Origin of the sequence: Micromonospora sp. ANENR4 (assembly GCF_015354395.1) — a bacterium.
In the GTDB taxonomy this organism is placed as follows: domain Bacteria; phylum Actinomycetota; class Actinomycetes; order Mycobacteriales; family Micromonosporaceae; genus Micromonospora; species Micromonospora aurantiaca.
In genome coordinates, this window is the sequence record NZ_JADKYQ010000028.1 from 1 (window position 1) to 22,447 (window position 22,447).

Consider the following 22,447-nt stretch of genomic DNA (forward strand, 5'->3'; position numbering starts at 1 on the left):
TACGGCAGCCGCCGTTCGGGATCAGGGGCTGTCTCGCTATGAGTTCCCCCCGCTTTGATGGAGCGGTGGTTACCTGCTGCCGGCTGGCGCAGGGGTGGCGATAGGTGGCTCGGCTGGTTGCGGCTGGCGGGTGTGCCAGGCGGTCTCGTACTCGTTCGGGCTGAGGTAGCCCAGTTCCTTCTGTATGCGGCGGGTGTTGTACCAGCCGTCGATGTAGGCGAAGATCGCGTTCTCGGCCTCGTCGCGGGTCCGCCAGGACGTGCGGTAGACGAGTTCGATCTTCAGCGTGGACCAGAAGTTCTCCATCAGGGCGTTGTCGTACGAGTCGCCGACGGAGCCCATCGACGGCAGGATCCCGTTGTCCTGCAAGCGTTCCGCGAAGCGGAACGACGTGTAGTTCGACCCGCGGTCGCTGTGGTGGATCAACTGGCCGTCGCGGACGTCGCGCGACCAGATGCCGTATTCGAGGGCGGCGAGGATCAGGTCGGTGTCGCAGCGGTCAGACGTCTTCCACCCGACGATCCGGCGGGAAAACGCGTCGCGGACCGCAGCCAACCAGAACACACCCTCACCGCACGGGATGCGGGTGGCGTCGGCAACCCAGAGCCGGTTCGGCCCGTCGGCGGTGAACTGCCGATTGACCAGATCCGGCGCCGGCGTGTGCCGGGGATCCTGCTTCGTGGAGCCACCACGCCAGCCTCGACGCAGGAACGCCCCCTGCCAGCCCTGCTCGGCCATCAGCCGCTCGACGCGCTTGCGGCCCACGCGGATGCCGTCACGGCGCAGCTGCCGGTGGACCCGGTCAGCGCCGTAGGTGCGCCCGGAGGTCTCCCAGATCTCGTGGATGTTGGAGATCAGCCCCAGGTCGACGACGTCCCGGTCGCAGGGCTGCTCGGCCTGCTTGACCCACGCGTAGTAGGTTGAAGCGCCGATGTTGAGGACCCGTAGCAGGAGCGCGACCGCGAACTGGTCACGGTGTTCGTGAATGAACCTCATGACCGTCGCCGGGTCGGGTCGAGCTCCGCCGCGAAATACGCACTCGCGGCCTTCAGAATCTCGTTCGCCCGCCGCAACTCGGCAACTTCCTTGCGCAGCCGCCGGTTCTCGTCCGCCATCTCGCTGGTCGGCCGGTCGTGACGCTCACCCGTGTCGGCCTCGGCCTGGCGGATCCAGTTCCGCAACGCCTCGTGATGCACGCCGAGTTGCTCGGCCAGGCGCCGGATCACCGGCTTCGGGTCCGACTCGCGATACAGGCGCACGGCGCGCTGACGTAGCTCGTCGGGGTACTTCTTCGGTGCTGCCACGGACGACTTCCTCCCCACGGCCATAAGACCATGATCAAGAAGCTCCATGAAAGCGGGGGTGGCTCAAGACTCCTGTCGCGAGCCGTCGAGCACTCGGCGTCACAGCTCGCAGCGGCGGTCGACGCTTATGTGCGTGGGGAACTGATGCAGGGACATCTGGCATCTGAGACGGAACTTGTAGACCCGGCATGGCACGTTGAACTGGCCGACACGTTTGCGGCACTACTCACCGAACTTGCTGACGCTATCACCCGAACGAGAGGAGACGACGGACCAAGCGACGCCGCGGGTCAGCAAGCCCCTCACCCGGCACCCGACGAGCCGCCCAACGGCCGGAAGGCGGACCAGGCCGCGCTTTCGCTTACGACGGACGAGAGTCGAACGCATGCCCTGCAACGGTGGGAGGAGATGCTCGTCGCTCTCTTACAAGCACAGGACCAGCGAGCAGTCGACACCGCACACCATGCGCTGGAGGCAGATGTCTCAAGCGGATGGCAACGGCAGCTCGCGGCGCGAGCAGCCAGAGCGCTGCTCACCGTGGATTCTCACCAGTACCTCGCCACCGTGCTATCGGCCGTAGGCAAAGATGCTGCCCTAGGTCGGGACGTAGCTCTGTGCCTCGGCGCCAGCTACAGCGACTTTCTCGCTGACCTAGAGGAAGAACAACTGGCGGAGCTTTATCGGTGGCTTTCGGGACTATTTCCGCCCGAAGATGACGTCCCCATCGAAGGAGTACACTTCGTTGGCCCCGAGGAACAAACTCGGGAGTGGCGGGATCGCGTCCTTCAGAGCATCAGCAGCCGCGGCAGCGAGCAAGCCTTGCGCGCGCTCACAAAGCTTCGCGACGAGTACCCCAGCCGCGTCATCATAACCTCTCATATTCTTCGGGCTCGGACCAACCTATTCGCTTCGGCCTGGTCCCCACCGACCCCCGTCGAACTGGCAGCGTTGTTTGAGGACGCCAACCGGCGACTTGTTCGGTCCGAACGCGAATTGGCCGATCTGCTTGTGGAGGTCCTCGAAGCCATCGGCAACGATCTGCCGACGCACGGAGAATTGTTGTGGGACCGCTTACCCGCACGCGTTCTGCCCAAGTCATACCAACTGAAGGAAGCCTGGCTCCCGAAACCCGAACCTGCACTCTCGGCGTACATCTCACACGAACTCACCAAGAGGCTCGAGCGGCGCGGATTAGCTGTCAACCGCGAAGTCCTAGTCCGCCCAACTGACGCCTACGGTGCTGGAGACCGCACTGACATCCAGATCGAGGCGACAATGCGCGACGATCCGGTGAAAGGACCAACGCCGGACCGCATCGTTGTCGTCATCGAGGTGAAGGGACCTTGGAATAGAGAGTTGCTGAGCGCTCAGCAGCAGCAACTAGCCCAGCGCTACCTTCCGGAAGCCGGCACACGAACTGGCATCTATCTCGTGGGCTGGTATCCGCTCGAACAATGGACCTACAAGGGTGACTACCGCAGGAGGCGCGTCGCGCAACTCAGCGAGCATGCCCTTCTCGCGAGCCTCGAAACGCAGGCGGCCAGCATCACCCGATTGGACGCGCTCACCGTACCATTCCTGCTGACAATACCTAGACCTCACCGCAATAGTGACGGCACCTGACTCGATTTCCATTAGTTGATTCGTACCGCAGGGCGCCGCCGCCTGCCCGTCCTGCTGGTTGATCGGTGGGTTGCGGCGCCGGTGTGTATTGGCAAGTGGGATGAGGCCGGTCAGGCACTGCGCGCGTAGCCGGCGAAGCGGTCTTCGGCTTCGTCGAGGATCAGCGGCACGTCGTACACCGACAGATCCGGCCTGGGGCCTGGTGGCGGGCGGTATTCACTACGTGCTCTATTCGCCCCAGCCCGACGAGCTCCTGAGGTTGAATGCCGCTCGTGGGCGTCGAGCCTGGCCGCGGACTGCTCGGTCAGCGGTGCCAGATGCGGATGGCTGATCAAGGGGTGCGTCCGTTGGATTGCCCTGGCTGGAAGCGGCCGGCGCCGATCGTGCACGACTGGACCGGAAGCTATTGCCGCAGAGTCGCACTGGCCTGGCTCTAGATCATGATGATCGGGTTGGTCATTGCCGCCATGTGGCCGGTGGGGTGGCGTACCTCGACGCGGACGAACATCGACTCGTTGGCGCTGGTGTGCCAGTCAATCTTGCCTGCGCCCTCGTGAGGCAACACGTCGCGGTGCGCTGCGCCCCGGTCGGTGTGGAAGCTAACCGTGCCGGATGGCACACCCGTTACCTTCACCCGGGCCACGACCGGCGAGCCGCCGGTGTCCAGCTGCTCACCGATTCCGACGCTGCGGTCGTCGGCGCAGACGGTAAACGACAACTGGACCGCGCCCGACTCGGCAATCCAGGTGTGTCCAGCCCGGATACCGGCGAGCACGGCGTCGGTGCCAAGTTCCTCGGCCAGCACGACCGTCTGCGGAGTGCCGATCTGACCTCGCAGATGTACGTCACTGTTGCCTATCGCAGGACGCCAGCGCCCGTGGTGTATCTCGGCCGCCAGACCGCGACCCCACTCGGCCACCGCGGCCTCGTTGTCAGCGTTCCAGGGCAGGTCCGAACTCCACAGCCCGTTCCATACCTCGACCGCATCGAATCCCTGGAACGGATACATGAAAGCGCCGGACGGGTATGGCGCGTGTGGGTGGGCCGCGACACATAGGCCGCCGGTTTGATGGACGTGATCCAGAGCTCGGTCGATCAGGCCGTCGCGCAGGTTGTAGCGCCAGTCGATGACCTGGCCGGGCTCTAGGCCTAGCGCGAGCCAGTGTCCGGTGTCGGTGATGATCTCCTGGCCAAGGACCACCAGCAGATCGTCACCGGCGAGCGGCCCCCAGGCACCATGGGTGTCCGCAGTGTTGTGCTCAGTGATGGCGATGAAGTCGAGCCCGACTTCGCGGGCGGCAGATACGAGCTGCTCCGGCGTCAGCTCACCGCCATGCGAACGCTGCGAGTGCACGTGACAGTCGCCCCGATACCAGCTGCGCCCCCGTCCGGCCACCCGTCTCGGCGGGAACTCTGCCTCAGCTACGGTCCCCGTCGTCATGCTCTTATCCCGGTCATCTTGGGCATCGTAGCCAGAAGATCACCGACGTGCTAAGCGCAGAGCTCTGGCATACCAATCTCGGCAACTGCGGATGCAGTCGGCGGTGGTTCACGGCTCAGGTAACTGTTGAAGGCGTGCCTGAAGGTACGGCGTCCAGTCCCGGGCGGCTCGGCGTGCCCACCCGACGGCGCTGCTGATGCTTATGCCGAGTACGTCGGCGAGGACGGCTGGGGGCAGTTCGGCCGCCATCCAGATCAGAGCGGCGTTGCGTGCGGGCCGAACCTCGATGCCGTGCCGTCGTAGGCGGGTTCGCATTCCTCCGGCGGAGACAGGTCTTCCTGCCTGTCGTCCTGGGAAGACCCACCCCCGTGTTCCGGTCGAGACGAGGGCGTCCGTCGGTAGTCGTGCGGGTAGGGCGTCCAGGAGCTGGCTGAGTGCGGGCGGGATGATCGCTCGGTGGGCCTGGACGGTGAGGTAGCGGCACCCGGATTCCTCGGTGAGCTGGTCGGTGCTTAGCTCGATGATCCGGGTCAGCGGCAGTCCGTAGAGCAGCAGCAGTGCGCCGGCGGCGCGGACATCGACCGGCATGGTGAGATCTTGCAGGCAGCGGGTGAGCAGGCTCCATCGCCTGTCGTCGCTCATGGTGATCTGCGGTTCGCCACGCTGCGGGTAGGGAACCTGTAGGTCGCCGATCAGTCCTTGGCGGCGGGCCCACCGCACGAAGCCAGCGATCTGGTAGCTGCCCCCGTTGTCGAGCCAGCGGTCGATGTCGGGTTGGGTGAGGGTGTCGAGGGTGAGGTTGTGGTGGTCGAGCCAGGTCAGCAGCCCGACAACGACCGTGATCTTGATGCGGGTGTGGCGGGCGCTGAGTTCGGTGAACCGGTGGCGAGCGGCGCGGCGGCGGGCGCGGCGCAGTTCCGACCAGACCGCGTACTGCCGTACCAGGCCTCGGTGGCCGGTGGGGACGGTTGCCAGCAAGCGGCTCAGCCAGCCGGGTAGCCGCTCCAGGTGCTCGTTTCGTGTTGGTAGGACGCCGAGGTGGACGAGCATGTGCCGCAATGCGATCACGCTGGGACGGTCCGGAAGCGCGTCGAGGGTCGCGTGTTCGATGGGACGTCCGTCGCGGATCAGCATCTGCAAGAGTCGGGCGCCGCTGGTGGGGTTGCGAAGCCATTGGAGAACTGAGCGGGGTCGCCTGGCGGCGGCGAGCGCCTCGACCACAGGTATCAGCGCTGCGGGTACGTCGCCGTCGTTGTCGCTGAAGTGCTCTTCGAGGCGCTGGCGGGTCACGCAGCGCACGCATCGTCCGTCGCGGAAGCGTTCTTCCCCGCCGCCGCACTGCCGGCACAGGTAGTCGCGTTCCGCCCCGGCGCACGGCCCGCAGACCGCTCGCTGCTGGGCGTCCAGGCCGATCAGGACCCTCGTCTGCTTGCAGCGGGCGCATTCGGCTGGGTGGCTGCGTGCCCGTCGGTAGCAGGGACGGCAGACCGGGCCGATGGGCCAGCGGATCACGATCCTGCGGTCGTGGCCGCAGCGGGCGCATGGGGCAGTGGTCACGGGGCGGCACTGGTAGCAGAGCGGGCGTTCAGTCCGCACGCCGGTGCAAAACCGCAGTTCGCCGCAGCCGGCGCACCTGGCTTGTTCGCCGCGGCTGCACCGCTGGCAGAGATCCGGTGTGTCGTCGCGGCCGTGGACCTGAATCACGCCGAGTTCCCCGCAGCGGCCGCAGCGGCCGTGGCGACGAGGCCGGTGATTGCGCTCGTAGCAGCGGGAGCAGACCGGCCCGTCCGGGGTTCGGGCACTGGCCGGTGCCGACGTGCCGCAATCAGCGCAGCGGTGCAGGGGCTTGCGATGGCACGCGTTGCAGACGGCGCTGCCGTCCGGACGCCGGTGGCTGACCCGCCGGTCACGACCGCAGAGGGCGCACGGCTCGTACCGCGCCGAGTCGCGCGCATAGCAGCGATCGCATACCGCCCCCGCTTCGTCGATCATCGCGATCCGATTGAGCTCGCCGCACCGTGAGCACACCTTCCTACGCGCGTCCGTGGCGCAGCCGAGGCAGATCCGCTGGCCCGCCGCATCACGTTCGGGCAGGTTGCTGCGCCGCTGCCGGCAGCTCGCGCAGACCGGCACCTGGACGGGAATGCCGGCCGCTTCCAGCCGCCGTAGCAGCCGGAACAAGCCCACCGGTGCGTCCGACGGCGCGGTCGTCAGCGCGTCGGGGTGGCGGCTCAGGTAAGCGTCCACCTGCCGCAGCGCGACGTGCCGGTGGGCGTTGACGTCGGTGAGCACCTGCAGCGCCTGCGTTTCGTCAAGGCCCGGCAGCGTGCTGAGGACGGCGACGACGCGGCCGCGGGCCGCGGCGGCCGGGCCGGTGCTCACGAGGCCGGGGGCCGTCGGATGGTGCTGCGTTGCACCGGCGGCGGAGGTCCACCTGCCGCGCCGGCCTCCTTGGCAACCTGAGCGTTGACGACCTCGACGGCGATCAGGTCGTTCGGTGTGCAGGTGAGGATGTCGCACAGTGCGGCGAGGACGTCCATGCTCAACCGCTGCGGTGGCGTGGTCACCAGCCGGTAGACCTGTTCCCGAGACAGGCGGATGCCGCGCTCGGCCAGTAGCGGCACCAGATCGGTGGTGGAGTACATGCCTCGCTCGGCCATCCGCAGCCGCAGTTGCCAGCCGATGCCCATCTTCTTGATCACGTCGTCTCCCACAGGATTCCGCCACGGTCCCGCAACGCGCGGGTGAGCAGCCGGTTGCGGTAATCGTCGGACACACCGGTGTACAGCGCTGTGGTGGCGGCGTAGGCGTGCCCGACCTGTTCCTGCACGAACCGCTCCGGGTAGTCGAACTCGACCAGGTGCGTCACGTACGAGTGCCGCAGGCTGTGCAGATCCAGCGCCGGGTCCAGACCGGCCGCGTCCCGGGCGGCGACGAACGCCTCGTTGATCCCACGCCAGGCCAGCCTGGCCCGCCGCTCGGTCACCCACAACGCGGGATGGGCACCCGGCGCGAACCTCGGACGGACCGCCGTCAGCCACTGCTCGAGCACCGGCACCAGCCAATCCATCTCCGGCACCAGCAGCACCGTCCGCCGTTTCGGCGAACCGCCACGCGAGGACTTCCCCCACCGCACCATCACCGCGCCGCACTGGCCGAAAGCCGGCACCTTCGGGTTCCGGCGCAGATCCACCACGTCCAACCCCCACGCCTCCCGGCGCCGCAGCCCGAAGGCGTACACCGTCTTGAGCAGCGCGGCGTCGCGTTGCGCCGCCAAAGCTCCCTTGCGGCCCGTGCTGCGGATCTGTTCGACCCGCCCATCCGCGGCGTCGAACAACGACTGCACCTCGTCATACGTCAACGGCCGCCGGCCCGGCTGCCCCTCAAACCCGTCCGTGTGCGGCACCGTGTTCCACTCGCCCAGCACCTGCTGCGGCGCCTCACCGAACCGCTCTATACACACCGCCGGCCAGCCGTACCGGGCGTCTGTGGCGTACTCAAGGAACATCTGCAGGTCGGCGAGGTAGCCCCGGGCTGTCGACACCACGATCGGACGCGGCCCGGACCGTAGCCCGTCGATGAACGCCTCGACGTCGGAGGCGCTCCACTGCCACGGGTACAGGTTCGAAAAGCGGAACAGCCGCCTTACCAACTCCAGCCGCCGACCGATCGTTTCCGACTTCAGAAAACGCACCCGCTGCTGGCGGGCCCAGCCGTCCAGCATCGCCTCGAACACCGCCGCAGGCGGATCCAAGTACGCCACCTCGCCTGCCAACACGAGATGCGCAGCACCGGGAAGATCGACACGACTCGCCGTCACCGTTGCATCTAAACCAACATTGAGGCACCTCAGCCAGGCGACGCGCCGATGCCTGCTCCTGCAAGAAGAAGGCCCTCAAGGATCGGTTCTACGATCAGGGCTGGAAGCTGTCGGGCGTCCAGATGGATACATCAGATGCATCCAATTCCGCCCGGTGCCGCGCGTACCGCACCCGGTGGCGCCACCGGTGGTGCTCGTACGCCGTGTCCACCTGAATCTCAGCCACCACGGTCGCCTCGACCTGCGCGTAGTTCAGCCGCTCAGGCCGCTCGAACTGGCCCGACCAGGCAGCCGGGTAACGGATCGGGCCAGGGGTGGATGACAACACGGCGCTCGGTCGGACGTGGCGGGGAAAGCAGTCTCGCCAGCTGCTGGCGCTGCGGCGTGGCCAGCGGATGCGTGCGGCCGGTGTGCCGGCAGCCGGCCGCGCCGGTCGAATCGGCCGAGGAGAAGCTTCTCGGGGTTGCGGATGCTGCTAGGCGAGAGAACTGGTCGAGGTGACCCTGTCACTATGTTGATTACCACGATGCTGGTCGTTCCGTCAGCTGCTCGGCTGTGGGCTTCAGCTCTGTGGGGCGGCGACAACCGCGACTCTATGCTCATCCTTCGCGACGAACTGCTGCTGGCGCCAAGATTGGGGCCCGCCATGCTGATCCGGCAGAGCGACGATGATGGCGTCAGGAGTCACGGTTGCCGGCGCGCGGCGCGGGCGGCAGCTATACGCGCCTGGTAGATTGCCCAGCCTTTTCTGAACATCGCCGCCTCGATAGCATCCGGGCGCACGGCCGCTTGGTTAGTGGACTCAGTTCTGGCATGGTTGTGGGCGAATTCGAGCCACCGCTGGTATTGATCTGGGCCCCAAGGGCCGCGTTCCGTAATGTCCCAGTGTTCGACTTCCTTCAAAGCTATGGCAACGAACTGGTCGAGGATCAGCGCGCGACCAGGTTGTGCGTCGGGCCGGGCATCCGCGAAGTACAGCAGCTTGGTGTAGAACGAGGGCCCGAGGTAGGGAAGCTTCTGCTCGCCGCCCAGGGCCAGCATCTCGTACGCCTTCGCCGGTCCCTGATCACGAAGGACGGTCAAAGCCTTAACGAGCTTGGCCGTGGTGGACTCAGTCGTGTTCTTAGTGAAGACCTGAGCTCGACGACCGACGAGGAATGCTCGGTCGCCGGTGCCCCAGGCGTAGCTGCCGACCAGCAGTCGCCCGACGTCGTCTGGACCGCCATTCGCTGCGGTGAGGAGGTCGCTACGCGTGATATGTCGGTACTGCCGACCCCTGTTGGCCTCGGGCAGGTCGGATAGCCATGCCGTCCACCCTTCGGCGGGGACGCGTTGCTGCCACCAGCGTGGACGAAAGTCGAACCCGTGTGTGAGAACCTCACCAGGGGTCCAGAACGCGTCGACGCCAAGTCGGTCTCTGAGCCCCATCGTCGTCTCCTGCCCGGTGTGGGCAGACTGTACCGGCGGGCATCGACCGGAAACGACCCATGCTGCGTAAGCCCGGCCCAGGACGCCGAACTAGAAGGACTCTTATACCACGGTACTCGGACTTCTCCACTCGGGCCGTAAGGCGTTGGCCGCGAGGTATGGGGCCAGTCGTCCGTCCGCTCGCCGGGGCCGCGCCGCGCTCGGCGTGCTCCTGAGGACGGCCAACAGAGCACCGGTTTCCTAAGACCGTCATCTATGCATGTCGGTAGGCCGACTGCCTGCGATTCAGCCGTTCATTACCTCTGTTTGTTGGTCGCATTGGATAGCTGCTGCGCTCCGTTGCTGGCGGTTACAGTAGCAAACCGGCCGCCTCTGTTGCTTTTTGTGTCAACTTTCTCGATTCTAAATCCTCGTCACGGCATTTTGCGACTTGACGTAGCGAGGATGCTGTCCGGGGAAGCACGTGCGATCCTCGCCCAACCCGCTCCTTTACGCCGCACGCCGAGTTACGCCTGGGCACCGGAGTCGGAAGTGGGCGCAAACGCGTTGCCAGGCTGATGCGCCAGGCCGGGCTGCAGGGCTTCTGCCGGCGCTGCCGTCAGGGCTGCAAGGTGCGCGAGTTGGACGCGTGAGTGGATGCCGAGCTTCCGGTAGACGCGGGTGAGGTTTGCTTCGACTGTTTTGACACTGATGGTGAGGGCGGTGGCGATGTCGCGGTTGGTCGCTCCGCTGGCGGCGAGCTCGACGCAGCGCTGTTCGGCGGAGGTGAGGCAGGGGAGCGTACTGCTGTGCGCGGGGACGGGCTCCAGTTGGTGGAGGGTGCGGGTGGCGGCTTCGATCCAGGGGTGTGCCTGGTGCGTGCTGAAGAGGTCGGCGGCGCTCTGCGCCGCGGTGCGGGCGCTGGCGCGTCGGCGTCCGCGTCGTTCGGTGTGGCTGAGGGCCAGGAGGGTTCGACCGTGTTCGATGGGCAGGTGGCGGAGGTGGTCGGCTGCTGCGGTGAGGAGGTCGGCGGCCGCATCGTAGTTGCCCAGGGTGGCTTCCAGGAGTGCCTGGGAGCGGTCGAGCACGGGGAGGACGCAGCTTCTATCTAGATCAGTCGCGGTGCGACGGGTATCGGTCAGCAGTTTGCGGGCTTGGTCGAGGTAGCCGAGGGAGATGAGGGCTTGGGCGAGGTCGGCGTGCCAGCGCAGGACGGACGGGTCGCGGACCTGCTGGCGCTTCTCAAGCGTACGGACCTCTTCCAGCGCCTCCAGGGCTTCTTTCGGACGCCCGGTGACCAGGAGAAGATGTCCGAGGACGAAGAGGTTTCGGGAGAGGAAGACTTTGTTGTCCTCCCGGCGGGAGGTGTCCGCCCCGCGGCGTGCGTGAGCGAGGGCGGAGTCGGTGCACGAGGCGGTGCCCTCGACCAGGGCGGAGGTGTAGCACGTTGGTGCGGGGTCCAAGGCGGCTCTGTCGGTAAGCGACAGGGCGCGGCCGGCGTAGTCGAGGGCCAGTCCGCACCGTCCGGCGCGGATCTCGACTTCGGCGAGGCTGCGCAGGACATCCACGGTGGCTTCGGCGTCTCCGGTCCGCTCGGCTTCGACGAGCAGAGGCAGCAGTGCGCTGCGGGCTTCGTCCAGACGGTCGTCGAAGATGGCGTGCCGGGCGGAGAGCTGTTCGGGCCTGGCGTTGACGGGGATGTGAGTGCTGCGTGGCAGGGACAGGGCGTGGCCGAGCGTGGTCTCGGCTTGGGGGCGGCCGAGGATGCGTTGGATGCGGGCCTGCATCGTGAGGGCCATGGCGGTGGTGGCGGTGTCGCCAGCGCTCCGGGCGAGGCTGGCGGCCCGGGCAGCCTGGGCGCACGCCCGGTCGGGATCGCCGTTGACGTTGGCCCAGATCGCCTGGCGGACGAGGATCTGCGCGGTCAGGTCCGGATGTCCGGCCGCTTCGTGAAGTGCGTCGGCGAACAGCTTGTCGCCGTTGTACAGGTGCTGTCCGCCTGAGTCGATCAGGGCGATGAGGGCGTTGACGCGGTTGGCGGGGCTGCTGTCGTGGTTCAGGACGAGGCGGACGGCAGCCTGGCCGCGGGGCAGGTCGCCGTTGTGGGCGGCGTCGCGTACGGCGGTCAGCGCCCGTTCGGTGAGCAGGTCGGCGTCGGTCTCCGGGGTACGTTCGGCGGCGAGCAGGGAGAGCTCGGCCGCTAGTGCGGGTTCTCCGCGCAGCCGGGCGCGGGCGGCGGCGCGGTCGGCGCAGTCGGCCGACTGCGGGTCGTTGGTGTCGGCCGCCAGCGTGGTGTGACGGTCGCGGCGGATGCTGTCGCGGCTGGCTTCGGCCAGGCGGGCGTGCAGGAGCCTGCGTGTGGCGACCGGCGGTCGGGCCGCGAGTTCGGCACCGATCGCGGCGGCGGCGAACCGGATCTTCCCGTCGACCTGCCCGATGTTGATCAGTCCGGCTGCCTCGGCCTCTGCGAGAAGGTTTTCGGCGGGCGGGCCGGCGAGGCGGCTCAGCAGTTCGCGGTCGGGCCGGTCGTCGAGTGCGGCGACCGTCAACAGTTCCTGAACTTCGGCCGACACAGTGCCCAGCCATTCGTTCACCAGTCGGCGGGCGGCCGGCGGCAGGACCAGGTCGTCTACGAGACCCTGAGCGGCCGGCAGGTCGGTGGCGCGGCTGCGGGCCCCGGCGAATGCGAGGGCTAGGGCCGGGTTCCCTCCGCTGCGGATGTGGGTCTGCGTGACCTCGTAGGGGGTTAGCCGGTACGGCGACAGCAGGGTTGCGACCTGATCGGGTGTCAGCGCCGGGATGCGTACCGCACAGGGGTCCTCGCCGCACCAGTGGCCTTCGCTCCCCGGGCGCCAGATTCGCTCTGCGGCTATGACGGGAAGGTCGGGAGCCAGGCGCAGTGCCCAACGCAAGACGGCCGCGCTGGCCGTATCCAGCCACTGGGCGTTGTCCACCACCAGTGTCAGAGGCGGGGTGTCCAGCAGCAGGGTGGCGGTCAACCGGCGCAGCCGTAGAGCGGTCCCGGCGGGATCGGCAGAGCCCGGCACTCCGACGGCCTTGTCGATTCCGGTCGCGAGTTCCCGCGCGGCCGGCAGCGGTTGGAGGGCCAGTGCGAGTTCGAGCAGTCCGGTGTAGGGGACCTGGGCGTCCTGTGGGCTCGGAGCCAGCCTTAGGACAGGCATGCCCAGCTGCTGCCCGAGTACACCGGCCGCAGCGGTCTTGCCGATCCCGGGCGGACCGAACAGCACCACCCGACGGGCGCCGCGCACGACGCCCGGTACCACCGGCAGCATGGTGCCGGTGGCCCCCTGATGCGCATTCACTGCCGTCGCAGAATCTGGCACCGGATCATAGTGCGCCCGACGGTCCTTCGCGCACCAGAGCAAGGGGTTGCCCTGATTTCGGCCAGCCTCCGCCGTTCCTAGTGTCATCGCCAAAGCCGAGCTGTCACCGGTTGCCGGAGATCCCATCAACACGGGCCCTGCTGCCACACCCCTCAACCCATCTCGGCGGGAGGATTGCGATGTATCGAAGAACTGCCATGGCGGCCGCTGTCGCGGTTGCGCTTACCCTGGGCACCGTGACCGGGGTGGCCACCCAGTCGACCGCAGCCACCCCGCCCCCTACACCCACGGTTGCGCAGAGCCCGCTGTCGCTGGCGATCTCTGCAGCCGACCGCGCTGCCGACGGCGGTCACGACGCGCTGGCCAAAGGCCCCTTCGAGCAGTACGACCGGCGCATGGTGATCCCGTGGGTCGACGGGCTGTTCTCCATCGCCTACGAGCGCACCTACCGGGGCCTGCCGGTGGTCGGCGGCGACGCCGCCGTGCTCGCCGACGGCAAGGGTGCGATCCGGGCGATCTCCGCCGCCACCAAGACGAAGATCAACGTCTCCGTGGTGCCGACCGTCGCCGTCGACCGTGCCGAGCAGACCGCCAAGAGCCTGCTCGCGAAGGTCGACCGGGTCGAGTCGCGCACCCTGGTGGTGCACGTCAAGGACAGCACCGCCCGCCTCGCGTGGGAGGTCGTCGTCGCCGGACGCACCGCCTCGGCGCCCAGCCACCTGCACGTCTTCGTGGACGCGCGCACCGGCCAGGTGCTGGCCAAGCAGGAGGACGCCGCGGCGGGCTCCGGCACCGGCAAGTGGAACGGGCCCAGTCCGCTGTCGATCACCACGTCGCAGTCGGGCAGCACCTACTACCTGCGCGACACCACCCGCTCCGGCCTGAACTGCCAGGACTACAGCACCAACACCGTCTTCTCCGGCCCGGACGACAGCTGGGGCAACGGAGTGGGCACCAGCAAGGAGACCGGCTGCGTCGACGCCCTGTACTCGGCGCAGAAGGAATGGGACATGCTGTCGGGCTGGCTGGGCCGCAACGGCCACAACGGCAACGGCGGCAGCTGGCCGATCAAGGTGGGCCTGAACGAGCAGAACGCCTACTGGGACGGCTCGACGATCACCATCGGCAAGAACCAGGCGGGCAACTGGATCTCCTCGATGGACGTGGTAGGCCACGAGTTCGGCCACGGCCTCGACCAGAACACCCCCGGCGGCACCAGCTCCGAAGCCGGCCTCGGCGAAGCCACCGGCGACATCTTCGGCGCCCTGACCGAGGCATACGCCAACCAGTCCAGCGCCTACGACGAACCCGACTACCTGGTCGGTGAGGAGATCGACCTCGTCGGCGACGGCCCGATCCGCAACATGTACAACCCCTCGCTGGTCGGCGGCCACCCGAACTGCTACTCCTCGTCGATCCCGAACACGGAGGTACACGCGGCCGCAGGTCCGCTCAACCACTGGTTCTACCTGCTCGCCGAGGGCAGCGCGCCGGGCGGCGGCAAGCCGAACAGCCCCATCTGCTCGGGCGGCCCGTCGTCGGTCACCGGCGTGGGCATCCAGTCCGCCGGAAAGATCTTCTACGGCGGCATGCTGCTGAAGACCTCCGGCATGACCCACAAGAAGTACCGCACCGCGACCCTGACCGCCGCGAAGAACCTGGACTCCTCGTGCGTCCTGTTCAACCGGACCAAGGACGCGTGGAACGCGGTCGCGGTCCCGGCCCAGACCGGCGACCCGACCTGCACCGGTTCCAGCACCGACTTCTCCGTCTCGGTCAGCCCCACCTCGGGCAGCGTCAACGCGGGCTCCTCGGTCACCGCGACGGTCAACACCGCGACCGTCTCCGGCAGCGCGCAGACCGTGTCGCTGACCTCCTCGGGCGCCCCGTCGGGGGTCACCGTGTCGTTCAGCCCGTCGTCGGTGACCTCGGGCAGCAGCTCCACCATGACGGTGGCGACCACATCCGGCGCCGCCGCCGGCACGTACACGATCACCGTGACCGGCACCGGTTCGGTCACCCACACCGCGCAGTACACGCTGACGGTCAACGGCGGCACCCCCGGCGGCACCGCCCCGGACATCAGCGTGTCCAACGTGCAGGCGCACCTGACCCAGCTCAACACCATCGCCACCAACAACGGCGGCAACCGCCGCTCGACCGGCCAGGGCTATCTGCAGTCGGTGGCGTACGTCAAGGGCAAGCTGCAGACCGCCGGCTTCACCGTCACCGAGCAGCCCTGCACCTCGGGCTGCACCAGCGGCGCCGGCCCGAACCTGATCGCCGAGTGGCCCGGCGGCAACGCCAGCAACGTCTACATGTTCGGCGCCCACCTGGACAGCGTCTCGGCCGGTCCCGGCATCAACGACAACGGCTCCGGCTCGGCGGCGCTGCTCGAGGTCGCCCTCGCGCTCGCCGCGCAGAACCCGACCATGCTGAACAAGGTCCGCTTCGGCTGGTGGACCGACGAGGAGCAGGGCCTCAACGGCTCGAAGTTCTACGTCAACTCCCTCACCAGCACCCAGCGGACCGCGATCAAGGCCTACTACAACTTCGACATGATCGGGTCGAAGAACGGCGGCTACTTCATCAACAACATCAGCTCGACCGCGTCGCAGCCGATGAAGGCGTACTGGGACAGCCTCAGCCTGCAGCCGGAGGAGAACGTCGAGGGCCAGGGTCGCTCCGACGACTACTCGTTCCAGAACGCGGGCATCCCGACCTCCGGCTACGCCATGGGCGCCAGCGCCACCAAGACCTCGGCCCAGGCGTCGAAGTGGGGCGGCACCGCCGGTCAGGCGTACGACTCCTGCTACCACTCGTCGTGCGACACCACCAGCAACATCAACGCCACCGGCCTGGACCGGGCCGCCGACGGCATCGCCTACACGCTGTGGAACCGGGCCGTCGGCACGTCCACCCCGACCGACGACTTCTCGATCTCGGCCAGCCCCGCGTCGGGCACCGTGAACGCGGGGTCCAGCACCACGACCACCGTCGGCACCGCCACCACCTCGGGCAGCGCCCAGACGGTGAACCTGACCGCCAGCGGCGCCCCCACGGGCGTGACGGTCTCGTTCAGCCCGGCGTCGGTCACCTCCGGCAGCTCGTCGACCGCCACCATCGCGGTCGGCTCGTCGGTGGCCGGCGGCACCTACACCATCACCATCACCGGCTCGGGTTCGGCGACGCACAGCACCACGTACACGCTGACCGTGACCGGCGGGCCGGGCGGCTGCACCGCCGCCCAGCTGATCCTCAACGGCGGGTTCGAAAGCGGCACCTCGCCGTGGACCGGCTCCACCGGCGTGATCGGCACCTCTATCGGGCAGGTGCCGCGCAGCGGCACCCGGTACGCGTGGCTCGGCGGAAACGGCTACACCGCGACCGAGGCCATCAGCCAGACCGTCACCATCCCGTCGGGCTGCACCAGTGCGGTACTGACCTACTGGCTGCACATCGACACGAGCGAGTACGGGGCGCTCGCCTACGACGTGTTCACGATCAAGGCCAACGGCACCACCGTGGCGTCGCTGTCCAACATGAACGCTGCCACGGGCTACACGCAGCGCACCGTCAACCTCGGCGCGTACGCCGGCCAGACGGTCACGCTGACCTTCACCGGCACCGAGGACGCCTACCTGCAGACCAGCTTCGTGCTGGACGACGTGACCCTGCAGATCGGCTGAGTTCAACGGCAGGGTGGGGCGCTCGCCCCACCCTGCCGCAGGTCCTGCGCCCCTGTTCCGCTGCCGGACCGGACCTTAGCCTGAATCCGTGGATTGGATTCTGGGTGCGTTGTCGGGTTGATCTAGCCGATTGGGGGTGTGATGGATCCGCTGGCCCTGGTCTCCGTAGAACGCCAAGTAACCCGGCTCCGCCTTGACCTGGCGAGAGGCGAAGTCCATCGCCTCCGGGCGCAGATCTGCCCAACCTCGCGGGAAGCGGCCGTCCGCGTTACCCACATGAAATCCGGTTCATAACTCGGCCCGGCCCCGGCGAGCGCGGGTCGCCGGAAGACGGCAGACATTTCGCTGCCGTGGTGCCCACCCGGCCCGATGTCGCCGCTGCCGCCAGGGAGCATGGCCGGGTGCAGTTCTAGGAAGTCTTGGACGGTGGACTCCTCCGGGTCCGTCTTCAGGAGGTCGTACCACTGCGACATGACCTCATCGGCATAACTCTGCCAATCGATAGCCTTTGGGCGGGTTGGGTCCGTGTCAGGCTCCAGCCCTTGCCAGTCACTGGTCGAGGCCTGCTCGGTGGTCGACATGTGCAGAGCGTAGGCGCACGAGTTGCGCAGTGTCAGCCTTCATGGATTGCGTCGCTGGTCCAACCCGAGCAACCTCGGCTGCTGGTGCAAGCGGCACGCATGCGAGCATGCACAGTCCCGCTGGCGTCTAGCTCAGCGTCAGCTCGGAGTCAGCAAGAAGGGCCACGTTGTCGATCATTGGATGATGTTGCGCGAGGGCAGCGGTGCACCGTACGGCATCAGTTGGCACGCTGGGAGCACGGCTGATACGTGAGATCGTCGTTCACGCCGAAGAGATCACTGTTTGATCCGCGGGTGCGGTGGGTCCCAAGGCCACTTCACTGAGAAGCGAGCAGCCTGGGGCGTCCACGTGGGAAGAGTCGGGGTACCGTCGATGGGGTGGCGGCCTGCTGATTCGCCAGGCCTCTTGAGCTGGGAGCGACGCTATGGCCTCGTCCGTCGATCCGCGCTTTGGGGTAGCTCTGCGGGAGTCTCGGGAGCGGCGTGGCCTGTCGCTTCGGTCTCTCGGGCAACTCGCTCACCGGAGTAAGAGCCATCTGCACGAGTTGGAGGCAGGGCTCAAAGCCCCGACGGTCGACACAGCCCGCCACCTGGACCGGGTTTTGGATGCCGGGGGAGTGCTTGCTCGGCTGGTTGATGCGCCGATCGACCATGCGGCCGAGGCAGGCGAGTTGCGGGCGAGAGTCGCCGCCAGTGATGTCAGCAACGACACGCTCGAACGGATCGAGCAGGGCGTTGACGACCTCGCCAGCTCCTATCCGACGATGGCCCCGGCGGATCTGTTGCCGTTGGTGCGGCGGCACCTCTCCTATGTGGTGCGGCTGCTCGACGGGCGGCTAACGCTTGCTCAACAGCGGCGGCTGCTGGTTGCCGGCGGTTGGCTCGCGGTGCTGAGGGCCACGGTTCACATCGACCTGCGGCAGCGGAATTCTGCGGCTGCTCACCTGCGAGCCGCTCGTGAGCTTGCTGAACATGCCGAGCATCCCGAGATCCAGGCGTGGTGTCTGGAGACGCGAGCTTGGGACGTGTTGACGCAAGGTGACCACCGTTCAGCGCTCGATCTTTCCCAGCAGGCGCAACGGGTCGCGCCTCCGGGCAGCTCTGCCAGGATCCAGGCGACTGCTCAGGAGGCCCGTGCATGGGCTCGCATCGGAGACGTTGCTGCTACCCGACGAACCCTGGATCGGGTAGAGCGGTTGGCGGCGAACTTGCCCGTTCCCGAGCGAGCCGAGCATCACTATCGCTACGACCCTGCCAAGGCCGCCGCCTACACGGCCACGACTTTGGCATGGGCTGGTGACCCGGGCGCCGAGCAGGTGGCTCGGGCCGTACTGGCCGATCTGGATCCGCACGGCGATGGGGGAGCGCGGCCACGCCGGTCGGCATCGGCGCGTCTCGACCTCGGACTTGCCCTTGTCGCCGCCGGTCAGCCGGACGAAGCGGTTGCGCTCGGGGCGCAGGCCGTGGCATCCGGGCGAGTGGTGCCGTCGAACTGGTGGCGAGCCGCGGAACTGCTGGCAAAGGTTGAGGATCTCGGAGTGCCCGAGGCCGCGATGTTCCGTGAACTGTGCGTCGAGTACGCGCCGGGCGGGCGATCAATAGCGGACAGCACACCTAGTTAGCGGACAGTCACCTTCTGGATCGTAGACGCGCGCGGCGTGACGCTGGACCTCACTGAACCGGGCGCGGATCGAGGCACATCAGCAGGTGCCCCTTCGTGCCCTCATCATGGAGGGCCAGAAGATGACGGTGCCTATCGGGCTCCTGCGGCGACTCGTGGGCCGGTACCTCCCGTCGATTCCGGCGGCGTACGGCGTCGGGCAGCGCATCCAGATGATGGAGCAGGACATCGCCCGGCGGCGGTTGCTGGACCAGGCGCGCGGCGGGCAACAGGCCCCGGCGGGTGTCGGGGACACATCGATGTCGCGAGAGCGGCGCGTCTCGTATGACGAATACCTTTTTGCCACAGCGCTGACTCTTGCCCGACGGCACCGGCCGGTGTGGTCGTGGCGGCTCTGGCGGCGCATCTGCCGCTGCGGGTCCGACCTGCCCTGCCACGCCCGGCACCGGATACCGATCAATCGTGGCCACTGGCCACAGGAGGGCGAGCAGTGACCGGCGGGCAGGAACAGGCGATCCTCGCGGTACACGTTCGAGGGCTCGACGGCATGTGTGTCGGCTGCCGACTGTGGTGGGCGCGACTGACTCCGTACCCCTGTTGGCAGGTGGAATGGGCGACCAGCCGGCAGGCGCGGGCGATCACCGCGCGGTTCCTGGAGGGTGTGCGGTGACCACCCACGGCCCGGTCATGCCGGCCTGGAGCTGCGGCGGCTGCGACCTGCCCTGGCCCTGCCCGACCCGGAAGCGGGAGCTGCGGGCGGAGTTCATGGATGCGCCGGTGTCGCTGGCCCTCTACCTCGGTGCCTACCTCGTTCAGGCCACCGAGGACATGCCCTGGACGCCGGCCGGCGTGCTGCACCGCCGCTTCCTCGGCTGGACCAGGGAAACCGGCCACCTCATGCCGGTAGTGCAGCAGCGAAGTACCGCAAGCGTGCGAGCCGAGCCCGGTCGGGACGAGTCGCACCAGGCCCTCTGACCTCGCATCGAGCCTGACCCGGCCATCTCGCCGACAGCTCACACCGAAGCGGTCGGCGTTGGTTCTCCGCGACCCGAGCCTGCGGGCGCCGATCAGGTGCCGACGCGGCGTGTCTCGTAGGCCCACATCACGATCTCGACGCGGTTGCGGGCGTTGAGCTTGCGCATCAGGGCGGCGATGTGGGTCTTGACGGTGCTGAGGCTGATGGACAGCTCATCGCCGATCTCGCTGTTGGTCCGGCCGCGAGCGGCAGCCAGCAGGACCTGTTCCTCGCGAGCGGTCAGCGGCTCGACAGGTTCAGGTGGCACCGAGCGCGGGCGGCTGTTCGCGAAGGAGGACAGGAGCCTCGCGGTGATGTTCGGTGCGATGAGGGCGTCACCTCGGGCGGCGGCATGGACGGCCTGGGCGAGCATCTCGGCGCCGGCGTCCTTGAGGAGGAAGCCTCGGGCGCCCGCCTTGAGCGCCCCGTAGACGTACTCGTCGAGGTCGAAGGTGGTGATGACGACGACGGCCAGAGGGTCGGCGACGTCGGCCCCGGCGAGCTGGCGGGTGGCTTCGATTCCGTCGACCTCGGGCATGCGGATGTCCAGCAGGCACACATGGGGACGCAGCGCACGGGCCATGGAGATCGCCCGGCGGCCGTCGGCGGCGTCGCCGACGACGGCGATGCCCGGTTGGGCGTTCAGGATCATGCAGAGCCCTGCTCTGACGATGTCCTGGTCGTCAGCGACAAGCACGCGGATGGTCATGACGTCAGCGCTGTCCGAGGCAGCGAGGCGTCGACGCTCCAGCCGCCGTCCGGGGCAGGTCCCGCCCGGAGGGTGCCGCCGAGCAGGCTCGCCCGCTCGGCCATGCCGCGCAGCCCGTAGCCGGCGTGCGGGGAGCTGGTCGTGGTCGCCTCGCCGTCATCGTGCACCCGCAGGTGCACCTGGTCGCGGGATGCGGTGACGTCGACGGTGACTCCGGTGGCGCCGCGGGCGTGGCGGGTCGCGTTGGTGACCGCCTCGGCGGCGATCAGGTAGAGGGCGGTGCCGACTGCCGGCTCAACGGCCTCGACGTCACCGGAGACCTGCACGCGGACGCCCAGCACCTCGCCGCCGGGACGAGCGAGTCGTTCGATGTCCGCCACCCCTCGCCGAGGGGCGAGATCGGCGTCCGTACCGTCGCGCAGCACGCCCACGAGGGCTCGCATCTCCCTGAGCGTCCGGGACGACTCCTCCTCGATGGTGACCAGGGTGGCCAGCGCGCGCTCCGGATCTGCGGCGGCCAGCGCGCGACCTGCCTGTGCCTGGACGGCGATGGCCGAGACGTGATGGCCGACCGTGTCGTGCAGCTCGCGGGCGAGTTCGTTGCGCTGATGGAGCCGGACCTGCTCGACGTCGCGGTCGTGGCTCCTGGTGCGGTAGCGCACTGCCGCTCCGAGCGCGGCCGAGCACAGGAAGAAGCCGTAACCGGCGACCCTCTCCGCGGGTGAGGTCTGCTCCGCGACGAGGGTGACGGGCAGCCAGACGAGGATGATGCCGAGTCCGAAGGCAGCCTCGCGCCCTGCCCCCCAGCGCAGCAGGGCGTAGGGCAACACGAGCAGCCCTGCGATGCCCAGCAGGCCGGTGGCGTCGATTACCGCGATCCTCGCGATGTCGAAGGCGAGAACGGTTCCGAAGGCAACGGCTACTGCGGCCAGCGGTCGCGTGCGTCGATACAGCAGGCACGCCGCGACCACGACGCTGACACCGACCAGCAGCAGCGCCCATGCCCTGTGGTCGCGCAGCAGCACCTCGACGACCGAGATCACGACAAGAGCCGAGGACAGCGCCCAGTCCCGCCACACCCGCACCGGCGCACCTGTGGGGCGAGGCTCAGCCCAGATCCCAGCAAGCATGCTTCCCCCTTTCCGCAGAACGTAAGGGGGCCGCCCCTCGGGCGGATCAGCCGAAAGTACGGCGAGTGTCCCGCGCCTGGGACCAGGACAGCCCGAGCCCGCAAGCGGATGTGGCGCCTGCCAACGCTGGTCAGTGTTGAGACATCGAGTGAGCCGACCCGGCTGACGCCAGCAAACAGGAGACGTGATGACCAGAACCGACAGATCAGCCGGTGCGCTCCGGGAGGCGCACATCCCGGTCCAGGCGAAGCTTGCCGCGGCCTGGGCCAGCTTCATGTTCCTCTACATCTACGTCGACTACCTCGCCCTGTACAAGCCCGGCTTCATCGACGACATCCTGGCCGGCACGGTGCACGAGTTCGACACCGGCCCAACCTTCGTCGCCCTCGCGCTCACACTCATGGCCGTCCCGATCCTCATGATCCTGCTCTCCGCGACACTCCCCGCCCGCGTCAACCGCGCCACCAACCTCGTCGTGGCAACGCTCTACATCCCCGTCACGGTGTACAACGCGGCCGGCGAGTCCTGGAGCTACCTCTACTTCTACGGCTTCTCCATCGGGCTCGAGCTGCTGCTCCTGGCCTTCATCCTGCGCACCGCATGGACCTGGCCCCGGGCCGTTCGAGCCCGCCGAGACCTCGCCCAGGCCCCGCTGTGACGCTCGATGCACGCCCCGTCTGCGGGGTCGGTTGCAGCTGCTCCGGCAGCAGTGACCGCGAGCAGCCGGTTGCGTCGAATGTCATTATATCTGCGTCTTCGCAGA

17 protein-coding genes and 1 pseudogene are annotated in these 22,447 nt (G+C 68.0%); 7 read left to right on the forward strand and 11 right to left on the reverse strand.

The genetic code is table 11. From position 1 onward, the window contains the following. Positions 1-69: 69 nt before the first annotated feature. Positions 70-996: an IS3 family transposase gene (locus IRY44_RS29960; RefSeq protein ID WP_194803492.1), complete on the reverse strand. Its 927-nt coding sequence runs from the start codon at positions 994-996 to the stop codon at positions 70-72. Beyond that, on the reverse strand, positions 993-1,304 hold the full coding sequence (locus tag IRY44_RS29965; RefSeq protein ID WP_194803493.1) for a transposase: 312 nt from the start codon (positions 1,302-1,304) through the stop codon (positions 993-995). The genes IRY44_RS29960 and IRY44_RS29965 overlap by 4 nt, the downstream gene beginning before the upstream one ends. A 30-nt stretch (positions 1,305-1,334) precedes the next feature. Here IRY44_RS29965 and IRY44_RS29970 point away from each other — a divergent pair, with 30 nt between their 5' ends. Next, positions 1,335-2,927 carry a hypothetical protein gene (locus IRY44_RS29970; protein WP_194803494.1) on the forward strand — a complete coding sequence of 531 codons (1,593 nt, stop codon included), beginning with the start codon at positions 1,335-1,337 and terminating at the stop codon, positions 2,925-2,927. Between the two features lie 433 nt (positions 2,928-3,360). Here IRY44_RS29970 and IRY44_RS29975 read toward each other — a convergent pair whose 3' ends face one another. The 6 genes from IRY44_RS29975 to IRY44_RS29995 all read right to left on the reverse strand — a co-directional run bounded on the left by IRY44_RS29975 (position 3,361) and on the right by IRY44_RS29995 (position 9,616). Continuing rightward, a complete protein-coding gene (locus tag IRY44_RS29975) occupies positions 3,361-4,281 on the reverse strand; it encodes a CehA/McbA family metallohydrolase (RefSeq protein WP_370585038.1) in 921 nt (306 codons plus the stop codon). Between the two features lie 195 nt (positions 4,282-4,476). Next, positions 4,477-6,750, reverse strand: a complete 2,274-nt coding sequence (locus tag IRY44_RS29980) for a hypothetical protein (RefSeq protein WP_194803496.1) — start codon at positions 6,748-6,750, stop codon at positions 4,477-4,479. Further along, the gene (locus tag IRY44_RS29985) at positions 6,747-7,067 is read right to left on the reverse strand and encodes a helix-turn-helix domain-containing protein (RefSeq protein WP_370585042.1); all 321 of its coding nucleotides are present in this window, start codon (positions 7,065-7,067) and stop codon (positions 6,747-6,749) included. The genes IRY44_RS29980 and IRY44_RS29985 overlap by 4 nt, the downstream gene beginning before the upstream one ends. Further along, the gene (locus IRY44_RS29990) at positions 7,067-8,131 is read right to left on the reverse strand and encodes a tyrosine-type recombinase/integrase (protein ID WP_370585039.1); all 1,065 of its coding nucleotides are present in this window, start codon (positions 8,129-8,131) and stop codon (positions 7,067-7,069) included. The genes IRY44_RS29985 and IRY44_RS29990 overlap by 1 nt, the downstream gene beginning before the upstream one ends. A gap of 151 nt (positions 8,132-8,282) precedes the next feature. Next, a complete protein-coding gene (locus IRY44_RS31130) occupies positions 8,283-8,414 on the reverse strand; it encodes a hypothetical protein (protein ID WP_255533247.1) in 132 nt (43 codons plus the stop codon). 458 nt (positions 8,415-8,872) lie between these two features. Then, complete coding sequence (locus IRY44_RS29995) at positions 8,873-9,616, reverse strand: hypothetical protein (protein ID WP_043325497.1); 744 nt, start codon at positions 9,614-9,616, stop codon at positions 8,873-8,875. A 512-nt stretch (positions 9,617-10,128) separates the two neighbouring features. Between IRY44_RS29995 and IRY44_RS31435 the strand changes: the two genes are divergently transcribed. Then, a complete protein-coding gene (locus IRY44_RS31435) occupies positions 10,129-10,248 on the forward strand; it encodes an IS3 family transposase (RefSeq protein WP_223201434.1) in 120 nt (39 codons plus the stop codon). On the opposite strand, the pseudogene IRY44_RS30000 reads toward IRY44_RS31435, so the two are convergent. Next, positions 10,234-13,065 (reverse strand): annotated as a pseudogene (locus tag IRY44_RS30000) (LuxR C-terminal-related transcriptional regulator); the annotation flags it as partial. The gene IRY44_RS31435 and the pseudogene IRY44_RS30000 overlap by 15 nt on opposite strands. Positions 13,066-13,175: 110 nt before the next feature. On the opposite strand from IRY44_RS30000, the gene IRY44_RS30005 reads away from it, so the two are divergent. From IRY44_RS30005 to IRY44_RS30020, 4 genes are all read left to right on the forward strand, one after another. Next, on the forward strand, positions 13,176-16,628 hold the full coding sequence (locus IRY44_RS30005) for a M28 family peptidase (RefSeq protein WP_370585040.1): 3,453 nt from the start codon (positions 13,176-13,178) through the stop codon (positions 16,626-16,628). A 1,006-nt stretch (positions 16,629-17,634) separates the two neighbouring features. Beyond that, the gene (locus tag IRY44_RS30010; protein ID WP_194803498.1) at positions 17,635-18,831 is read left to right on the forward strand and encodes a helix-turn-helix transcriptional regulator; all 1,197 of its coding nucleotides are present in this window, start codon (positions 17,635-17,637) and stop codon (positions 18,829-18,831) included. A gap of 330 nt (positions 18,832-19,161) precedes the next feature. After that, on the forward strand, positions 19,162-19,500 hold the full coding sequence (locus IRY44_RS31440) for a hypothetical protein (protein ID WP_332367430.1): 339 nt from the start codon (positions 19,162-19,164) through the stop codon (positions 19,498-19,500). After that, positions 19,497-19,805 (forward strand): hypothetical protein, encoded by a 309-nt coding sequence (locus IRY44_RS30020; RefSeq protein WP_194803500.1) that lies wholly within the window; start codon positions 19,497-19,499, stop codon positions 19,803-19,805. Before IRY44_RS31440 ends, IRY44_RS30020 begins: the two co-directional genes overlap by 4 nt. Positions 19,806-19,897: 92 nt before the next feature. On the opposite strand, the gene IRY44_RS30025 is transcribed toward IRY44_RS30020, so the two are convergent. Together IRY44_RS30025 and IRY44_RS30030 are read right to left on the reverse strand one after the other, a co-directional pair. Further along, complete coding sequence (locus tag IRY44_RS30025; protein WP_194803501.1) at positions 19,898-20,554, reverse strand: response regulator transcription factor; 657 nt, start codon at positions 20,552-20,554, stop codon at positions 19,898-19,900. Beyond that, entirely contained in the window at positions 20,551-21,597 is a 1,047-nt protein-coding gene (locus tag IRY44_RS30030; protein WP_370585041.1) for a sensor histidine kinase, read from the reverse strand. Before IRY44_RS30030 ends, IRY44_RS30025 begins: the two co-directional genes overlap by 4 nt. Positions 21,598-21,871: 274 nt before the next feature. Here IRY44_RS30030 and IRY44_RS30035 point away from each other — a divergent pair, with 274 nt between their 5' ends. Further along, positions 21,872-22,342, forward strand: coding sequence for a DUF6326 family protein (locus IRY44_RS30035; protein WP_194803503.1), 471 nt, complete (start codon positions 21,872-21,874; stop codon positions 22,340-22,342). Positions 22,343-22,447 lie beyond the last annotated feature (105 nt).

Excerpts from the sequence above, each read along its gene's own strand:
- IRY44_RS29960 (WP_194803492.1), bottom strand. The coding sequence starts at position 996 with ATGAGGTTCATTCACGAACACCGTGACCAGTTCGCGGTCGCGCTCCTG.
- IRY44_RS29970 (WP_194803494.1), top strand. The coding sequence starts at position 1,335 with ATGATCAAGAAGCTCCATGAAAGCGGGGGTGGCTCAAGACTCCTGTCG.
- IRY44_RS29995 (WP_043325497.1), bottom strand. The coding sequence starts at position 9,616 with ATGGGGCTCAGAGACCGACTTGGCGTCGACGCGTTCTGGACCCCTGGT.
- IRY44_RS30010 (WP_194803498.1), top strand. The coding sequence starts at position 17,635 with ATGGCCTCGTCCGTCGATCCGCGCTTTGGGGTAGCTCTGCGGGAGTCT.
- IRY44_RS30025 (WP_194803501.1), bottom strand. The coding sequence starts at position 20,554 with ATGACCATCCGCGTGCTTGTCGCTGACGACCAGGACATCGTCAGAGCA.
- IRY44_RS30035 (WP_194803503.1), top strand. The coding sequence starts at position 21,872 with ATGACCAGAACCGACAGATCAGCCGGTGCGCTCCGGGAGGCGCACATC.